This window comes from Myxococcota bacterium (assembly GCA_039030075.1).
Classification (GTDB): domain Bacteria; phylum Myxococcota_A; class UBA9160; order UBA9160; family SMWR01; genus JAHEJV01.
This window is the reverse complement of the sequence record JBCCEW010000010.1, coordinates 173,000-181,100: the sequence shown is the minus strand read 5'-3', so window position 1 is coordinate 181,100 and position 8,101 is coordinate 173,000. Positions and strand designations below refer to the sequence as shown.

The window sequence follows — 8,101 nt, the reverse complement described above, 5'->3', positions numbered from 1 at the left end:
AGTGCGTTGCGGGCGTCGTTCAGGTGAACGTGGATGCGCGGGTCGTCCAGGGGGTTGCGCCAACGGAGCTCGCCGACGCTGCGGTTCGCTTCGATCACCTCGGGCTCGAGCTCCACGACGTCGACCCGTTCGACCGAGCTGGGGACCACTTCGAGCGCGGTGCCGCCACCGAACCCGACCACCAGCAGGCGCTTCGCGTCGGGGCGCGCGAGCACCGGGAGTGAGCTGAGCCAGCGGGGCAGCGGATAGCGGTTGTGCCAGACGCCGGGGCGCAGGATCCCCGCTTCCGGCAGGCCGTTCGTCCGCAGGGCGTAGGAGTGCCGATGCTCGGTCAAGAGCACCGTGGCCGAGCGCCCGACGGAGAAATAGTGGGCCTTGCCGCGAGCGAAGTTGCCACCGTGCATCGACGTGGCCCGCAGCATGCCCCACGGCGCCTGGGGCGGGAAGACGAAGAGCGTCACCAGGGCGGCCGCCGCCACCCCGACCCAGGCCAGGCGACGCGGCGCGAACAGGCCGGCCGCGGCCCCGGCGAGTACCAGGTTCACCGTCGCGCAGAAGACCACGGTGCCTTCGAAGCCGAGCTCGGGGACGAGCACGAAGCCCGCCGCGATCGAGCCCAGGATCGAGCCGACGGTGTTGAAGGCGTAGAGCCGGCCGCTGACCGACGCCGGCTCCTGGCCATCGCCGGCGAGGATCCGCACGGCGAAGGGGAAGGTGGCGCCGATGCAGAGCGCGGCGGGGAAGAGGGTGAGCATGCAGACCGCGGTGTCGGCCCAGACGCGGTCGATGCCGAGACCGAGCAGGCGGAAGCTGATCCGGGGGATCGCGTTCGCGGCCCAGAAGGCGCCGATCGAGAGAGCGGCGATCCCGAGCTGGGCGATGGCGAAGCCGAGGGTCGCGCGCCGCTCGCTGGTGGCCAACGCCGAAGCCGCGGCCGAGCCCAAGGCGATGCCCGCCAGGAAGCTCGCGAGCATGGTCGCGAACGCGTGCACGCTGCCACCGACCAGGTGGCCGAGTAGCCGCACCCACATCACCTCGTAGGTGAACGAGACGAACCCCGAGGCCAGCACCATCGGGAGGATCCAGCGGGCGTGGGGTGCGATCTCGACGGGGGTGGGGGCCTCGGTGTCTGGCGCGTCCGTGGTCGGACGCCGCGCCAGTGCCCACGCCGCCAGGAACACCAGGGCGTTGATCGCGGCCGCGGCCCAGATCGTCGCGTCGAGGCCCAGGGTGGGCAGCATCCAGAAGGCGGCGAGCACCACGCCGGAGACCGCGCCCGCGGTGTTGACCGAATAGAGCACGCCGATCCGGCGACCGATCTCACCCGGCTCGCGCACGGCATGGCGGGCGAGCAGGGGCAGGGTGGCGCCCATCATCGCGGTGGGCACCAGCAGGATCGCGAAGGAGCAGATCAGGTAGAAGACCGCGGTCCCCATCCCGGCGGACTGGGGCAGAACGTCATGGCCCCCGAACAGCGCTACGTAGAGCCAGCGCGAAGCGGCGATCCCGAGCGGGATGCACAGCGCCGCGATGGCGATGCCCAGTTCGAGGATTCCGTAGGCGAGCACGGGGCGGGCCAGCTTGCGCGCATAGCGGCTGGCGAGGGCAGCGCCGAAGGCGAGCCCACCCATATAAGCCGCCAACACGGTGGCGACGGCGAGCTCGGAGGTCCCGAACACGAACGCGAACTGGCGGGTCCAGGCGGTCTCGTAGACCAGGGCGGCCAGGCCGGAGAGGTAGAAACAGAGAAGGAGCAGGAGAAAGGATCGGTCGCGGGTCATCGGTTCGACGGGCCTTCGAAGGCGCGGCGCAGGGCTTCGGCCATCTCGACCTCTTCGTCGCTCCGCGCGCGGGAATGTAGGGAGGACAGGCTGCGCTCGGCGGCTTCGCGATCGCCGTCGGCGAGCGCGAGTTCGGTCACGACGCGCGCCACCTCGGCGTCGCCGGGCAGGAGACGCCGCGCCCGCGCCGCGTGGGGACGCCCGGAGGCTGCGTCCTCCCCGGGGAGGAGGTAGCTGGCGGCGAGTCCCAGGTGGGCGGCCGGGATGCGTCCTTCCTCCTGGGTGACCGCGATGTAGAGACTCCGCGCCCGGTCGAGCAGCGCGGGGTCCGGGGTCGAACGATCACGCATGGACTCCGCCAGGAGGAGATCGGCAAAGCCTTTCTGAATCCAATGGTTGCTTGGCGACTGCTCGAGCGCTTTCTCGAAGTCGTCGAGAGCGCTCTCCGGGTCTCCCAGGTCGGCCCGCGCCGCGGCGAGGCCGGCCCGGGCGCGCGGCGAGTCCGGAGCCTCTTCGAGGGCCTGCTCGAAGAAGTCGAGGGCATCGTCGGGCCGGTCCAGCGCGAGGGAGAGCTCGCCCAGCGCCGCCAGGACTTCTGTGCGGGTGGCGGGGCGCGGATCGGTGGTGCGTTCGGGGCGCCCGATTCGAGCGTCCACGAAGGGCATTTCGCGGTCGGCCACGTAGCGCAGGATCGGGCGGTGCAGCTCGTCCGGGTCGCCCCAGGTGGAGCGGAAGGCACGCCCGGCACCGTGCCCGCGGAGCGCGCGAAAGTTCTCGAGCTTCTGTGCCCAATCTCCATGCTCCGGTTCATGGAACTGGAGGTAGTGGGCAGTGGCCCAGGCCTGCGCTTCGAAGAGCTCCCGGTCGCGTGCCGGCAGCGCGTGGGCGCCCTCGGCCGTGATGATCCTGGACAGCGGGAGCCACGGCGTGTTTCGCAGCAGGCGGACATGCGAACGCTGCAAGACGCCGAGCGACGCGCCCCCTGGCCAGCTGTTCAAGGTGCTCGCCACCTGGGCCATGCCCTCTTCGAACCAGGCCGGGTGGGGCTCGCGAGAGGCGTTCCAGAACAGGCGCCGTGCATAGATCAGGCGCCAGGCCTCGCGGATGTCTCCCCAGCCGTTCCCGCCGCGGAAGACCAGCGTGTCGCCGTCGGGGCTCGGGAGCAGGTAGGCGAGTTCCGAGCGCCGATTGAAGAGGCGATCGACGCTCCGATCGTCCATGACGATGACCCGCGTCCGGACGGGAGCGTCGGGGATCCGTAGGCCCCAGACCGCCTCGGCGGCGGCTCGAAATGCTTCGAGTCGGATCGCGAACTTGCGCGGATCGTCCCTGAGGCTGCTGAGGACATCGTAGTGCTCGCTCTGGAGCGTGACCCACTCGCGGTCCTCCAGCGGAACGGTCACGCAGGCCGTCGAGGCCAGGCAGGCGAGCAGGATCAGGGAGCGGGCCATGCGCACGAAGCGGGGCGCTCGGGTCTCGCCACTCAAACGGGAGGCTCCTTCGCGGCCCACATCCAGCGCATCGATCCTATCACCCAGGGGCGGTTCGCGGGGCCCGGGCGGCCGGCTACGCGAAGCCGCCGAAGGCGGCGCAGAGCTCGCGTCGTTTCTCGAGGGCCGTTTCGAGGTGCTCGTCCCGCACCTGCTCGAAACCTCGGATCTGCTCCGGGAGGCTCGCGATCTGGACCGCCAGGTCGAGGTTCTCCGGCGTCACGCGCTCGAGCAGCTGATCGATGTCGGACTCGTAGTCGCGGATCAGGCGCTGCTCGAGTCGTCGGTGCGCGGTCCATCCGAAGAGATTCCAGCGGGTGCCACGCAGGAACTTGCCGCGGGCCAACAGCCCCATCAGCGGCAGGAACCACCAGGCGCCCAGCCGCCACTTACGCATCCGGCCGGTATCTGGATCTTGGCGCTCGGTGAGCCAGTCGATCAGGGGAATCGAGAAGGGCGGGGCGAAGTGGACGTACATCCGATAGTCGCCCTCGAACTCGGTCTCGACCTGCTGCTGGAACGCGCCGTCGGTGTAGAGGCGCGCCACTTCGAACTCGTCCTTGATGGCGAGCAGCTTGAAGTAGTAGCGGGCAACGGCCTCGGTCAGGCGCTCGCTGCCCGGGGCGATCTCGGCTTCGCGGGCGGCCACGCGATCGACGAGGGACCGGTAGCGCCGGGCGAAGCCCGCATCCTGGTAGTCGGTGAGGAACGCCTCGCGCCGCGACCGCTGGGTGTCGAGGTCGTCGGCCACGCCTTCCAGTGCGGAAGACCGCGAAACGGGGCGCGCCGCAGCTTCGACGGCGGCGGGGTCGTGAGCGGCCAGGCGGCCCCAGGCGAACGCGCGCAGGTTCGCGTCGATGGCGCGGCCGTTGAGTTCGAAGGCCCGCTCGAGCGCGCTGCGCCCGACGGGCAGGCGCCCCTGCTGGTAGGCGAAGCCCATCAGGAAGGGGTTGGTGAAGATCGCATCGCCGCACAGCGCCGTAGCCAGACGGGTCGCGTCCAGGAAGTGGCTGGCGTCGTCACCGGCGGCGGCACGGATCGACGTCTCCATGTGGCGACTCGAGAGGTCGAGATCCGGGTTCGCGGCGAAGTCCGAGGTGGGGGCGACGTGGGCGTTGATCACCGGCGTCGTGCGCGGCGAGATCTTCGCGAGGTTCTCCGGTCCCGTCGTCACGACGATGTCGCAGCCGATCACGAGGTCCGCGGCGCCGGTGGTGATGCGGGTGGCCGCGAGGTCCTCGTGGCGTCGCGCGACGCGCACGTGGCTCGTCACCGGGCCGTTCTTCTGGGCGAGCCCGGTCACGTCGAGCACCGACACGCCCTTGCCCTCGAGGTGCGCGGCCATTCCGATCAGCGCTCCCACGGTGATGACACCCGAGCCGCCGATGCCCGTCACCAGGACGTTGAAGGGCTGGTCGAGGTCGGGAGCCGCGGGCTCGGGGAGCGCCGCGAAGCGATCGTCGTCGGCCACCACTCCGTCGCTCGTCGTCTTGCGCAGCCGCCCGCCTTCGATCGTCACGAAGCTCGGGCAGTGCCCCTTGAGGCACGAGAAGTCCTTGTTGCAGCTCGACTGATTGATGCGGCGCTTGCGCCCGAACTCGGTCTCGACGGGCTCGATCGAGATGCAGTTGGACTGAACGCTGCAGTCGCCGCAGCCCTCGCACACCCGCTCGTTGATCACGACGCGGCGATCGGGCTCGGGGAACTCGCCGCGCTTTCGGAGTCGCCGGGCCTCGGCGGCGCAGGTCTGGTCGAAGATCAGCGCAGAAACGCCGGGAACCTCGCGCAGTTCCTTCTGCACGCGGTCGATCGCGTCGCGGTGGTGAATCGTGACCGGGGCGCCGATCCCGTTGGGGCCGCCGTACTTCTGGGGCTCGTTGGAGACGAGCGCGATCCGGCCGACGCCCTCGGCGTGGAGCTGACGGGCGATCTCGGGGACGGTGACTTCGCCGTCCATGCTCTCGCCTTCGATCGGCTGGCCGCCGGTCATGGCGACCGCGCCGTTCGCGAGGATCTTGTAGGTGATGTTCACGCCCGCAGCGACGGCGGCGCGCACGGCCAGCAGGCCCGAGTGGAAGTAGGTGCCGTCGCCGAGGTTCTGGAAGATGTGGGGCGTGTCGGTAAACGGGGCGGCGCCGATCCAGTTCGAGCCTTCGCCGCCCATGTGGGTGACGGCGAGGGTGTTGCGGCCGGGTGTCCAGACCGCCATCCCGTGACAGCCGATGCCGCCCTGGGCCAGGCTGCCGTCGGGCACCACCGTCGAGCGATTGTGGGGACAGCCCGAACAGAAGGCGGGGAGCCGGGTCGGACCGCCGGCCTGGGCAGCCACCGCCGGCTCCGGGTCGGGGCGCAGGCGTGTCGCTGCCTCGGGGGTCGCGCGCTCGAGCCAGCGACGGAGCACGTCGACGACCGCACGCGGTGAGAGCTCGCCAGTATTGGGGACCAGCGCCTGGCCGGCGAGATCGTGCTTGCCGAGCAGGCGAGGGCGGTCACTGAGGTTGAAGAGCTGGCGGGCGAGCTGCTCTTCGAGGACCGGCCGCTTCTCCTCGATGACCAGCACCTCGTCGAGGCCTTCGGCGAAGGCGCGCATCCCCGTCGGTTCGAGGGGCCAGGCCAGCCCTACCTTGTATAGGGCGAGTCCGAGCTCCCGCGCGAAGCCGGCATCGATGCCGAGTTCGTCGAGCGCCTGCAGCACATCGAGGGTCGTCTTGCCGGTGGTGACGATGCCCAGCCGCCGGCGCTCGCCGCCGTCGAGCAGGACCCGATCGAGCCCGTTCGCCCGGGCGAAGGCCTGCGCGGCGGGGAGCCGCTGTTCGAACAGGCGCTGTTCGACGGGCCCCGGGTAGTTCGCCCAGCCGATGTGCAGGTTGGGTCCCGGGTCGAAGTCCTCGGGCACGACCACCTGAACGCGCTCGGGCCCTACCTCGACGGAAGCCGCGCTCTCGACCGTGTCGGTCAGGCATTTGAATCCGACCCAGGTACCCGCGTAGCGAGAGAGGGCCCATCCGTAGAGTCCGAAGTCCAGGTAGTCCTGGACGCTGGCGGGATTCAGGATGGGGATGCCGCAGTGGATCAGGGCCTGTTCGCTCTGGTGCGCGATCGACGAGGACTTGGCTCCGGGGTCGTCTCCGGCAAGTGCCAGGACGCCGCCATGGGGTGCCGTGCCGGCGTAGTTGGCGTGCTTCAGGGCGTCGCACGAGCGGTCGACGCCGGGCCCCTTGCCATACCAGATCCCGAAGACACCATCGTGTTTCGCCCCCGGGTAGAGCCCAGCCTGCTGGGACCCCCAGACCGCAGTGGCGGCCAGGTCCTCGTTGATGCCCGGCTCGAAGCGGATGCCGTGGTCTTCGAGGAGGCCGCGGGCTCCCCAGAGCGCCATGTCGTAGGTGCCGAGCGGGCTGCCCCGATAGCCCGAGATGAACCCGCGCGTGTCGAGCCCAGCGGCCTGGTCGCGCTGGCGCTGCATCAGGGGCAGCCGAACCAGCGCCTGGACACCGCTCAGGTAGACCCGGCCCGTGTCGCGCTCGTAGCGGTCCTCGAGCTGATAGGTGCGATCGAAATCTTCTTTGTTTCCGGTCACAAAGAGCGGGTCCTGGAGAAATCGCGTGCGACTCGGTGCGTGCCGTCGGCGGTGCGCGCGGTGGGCTGGGCCCGGAAGCCTATCTCAGCTGGCGCCGATCTCGACCTTCGACAAGCCGACGTGACGGCTCGCGGGGCGCTCGCGCTGCGTCGAAGGGAGCCCACGGCAACCGGCAACCGACTGACCAATCGGGCCTTTCGGTCAGCGAAAACCTTTGCGCCGTCGGTGTGTTCGGGGTGCACTGTGCCGATCTCGCGGTTCTCGGGGGGAGAGCCAGGGCCTCGGGACGGGTGTTCGCGCATGCGCGCGGCTCCCGCACGAGCAAGGAGAATCGCTCTGGCGCTGCGTCTCGATCGTCCGCTGGCGGCAGCGGCGTCCCACCCGACCGCGGGAGAGGACGCGCTGGGGCCGGCGTACGCCCATTGCCGGGCGATCGCCCGCCGGAGCGGTTCGAGCTTCCTGGCTGCGTTCTGGCTGTTTCCGCGCGCCGAGCGCGACGCGCTCCACGCGATCTACGCGTTCTGTCGGCTGGCCGACGACATCGCCGACGATCCGAGCGTCCAGGGCGATCGGCGCCGACTGCTGGAGCGCTGGCGCGAAGAGCTCGGTGCGGCCTACCGCGGCAAGGCCGAGCACCCGGTCGGCGTCGCCCTCGGCGACGCCGTCACCCGCTTTCGGCTGCCGGAAGCCCATTTCCTCGACCTGCTCGACGGCATCGAGCAGGACCTCGAGGGCGCCCCGATCGAGACCTTCACGACGCTCGAGCGCTATTGCTACTGCGTGGCTTCGACCGTGGGACTGCTGGTGTGCGCCGTGCGTGGGGCGCGTTCCCCGGCCGAGGTGGCTTACGCCACCGAGCTCGGGATCGCCGTGCAGCTCACCAACGTGCTTCGTGACGTAGGACCGGACGCCCGCGAAGGGCGGGTCTATCTGGCGACCGAAGACCTGCGGGCGTTTGGTGTGACCCCGGCCTCCCTGGCCGAGGAGCGCCCGAGCGCGGCCGTCCAGTCCCTCCTGAGGGAGTACGTGGGGCGCGCCCGGGCGCGCTACGCCCGGGCCGACGCGCTGCTCCCCGAAACCTCCCGACGGCTGCTGCGTCCGGCCCACGCGATGGGCGCGATCTACCGTGACCTGCTCGAGACTCTCGCGAAGCGGCGTTTCGAACGACTCGTCCCCGCGCTCCGAAGCGGGCATCTTCGCCGGCTGGCAATCGCCGCGAAGACCGGCTGGGGAGGCAAGAAGTGACGGAG

General features: G+C 70.4%; 4 protein-coding genes. 1 reads left to right on the top strand and 3 read right to left on the bottom strand.

From position 1 onward, the window contains the following. The 3 genes from AAF430_13050 to AAF430_13040 form a co-directional block, all read right to left on the bottom strand. On the bottom strand, positions 1-1,781 hold a 1,781-nt coding region (locus AAF430_13050; GenBank protein ID MEM7411156.1), incomplete at its 3' end, for a fused MFS/spermidine synthase. Beyond that, the gene (locus tag AAF430_13045) at positions 1,778-3,268 is read right to left on the bottom strand and encodes a tetratricopeptide repeat protein (protein MEM7411155.1); all 1,491 of its coding nucleotides are present in this window, start codon (positions 3,266-3,268) and stop codon (positions 1,778-1,780) included. The genes AAF430_13050 and AAF430_13045, both read right to left, overlap by 4 nt. Before the next feature lie 79 nt (positions 3,269-3,347). Continuing rightward, positions 3,348-6,851 carry an indolepyruvate ferredoxin oxidoreductase family protein gene (locus AAF430_13040; protein MEM7411154.1) on the bottom strand — a complete coding sequence of 1,168 codons (3,504 nt, stop codon included), beginning with the start codon at positions 6,849-6,851 and terminating at the stop codon, positions 3,348-3,350. A 300-nt stretch (positions 6,852-7,151) separates the two neighbouring features. Between AAF430_13040 and AAF430_13035 the strand changes: the two genes are divergently transcribed. After that, entirely contained in the window at positions 7,152-8,096 is a 945-nt protein-coding gene (locus AAF430_13035) for a squalene/phytoene synthase family protein (GenBank protein MEM7411153.1), read from the top strand. The last annotated feature ends 5 nt before the right edge of the window (positions 8,097-8,101 follow it).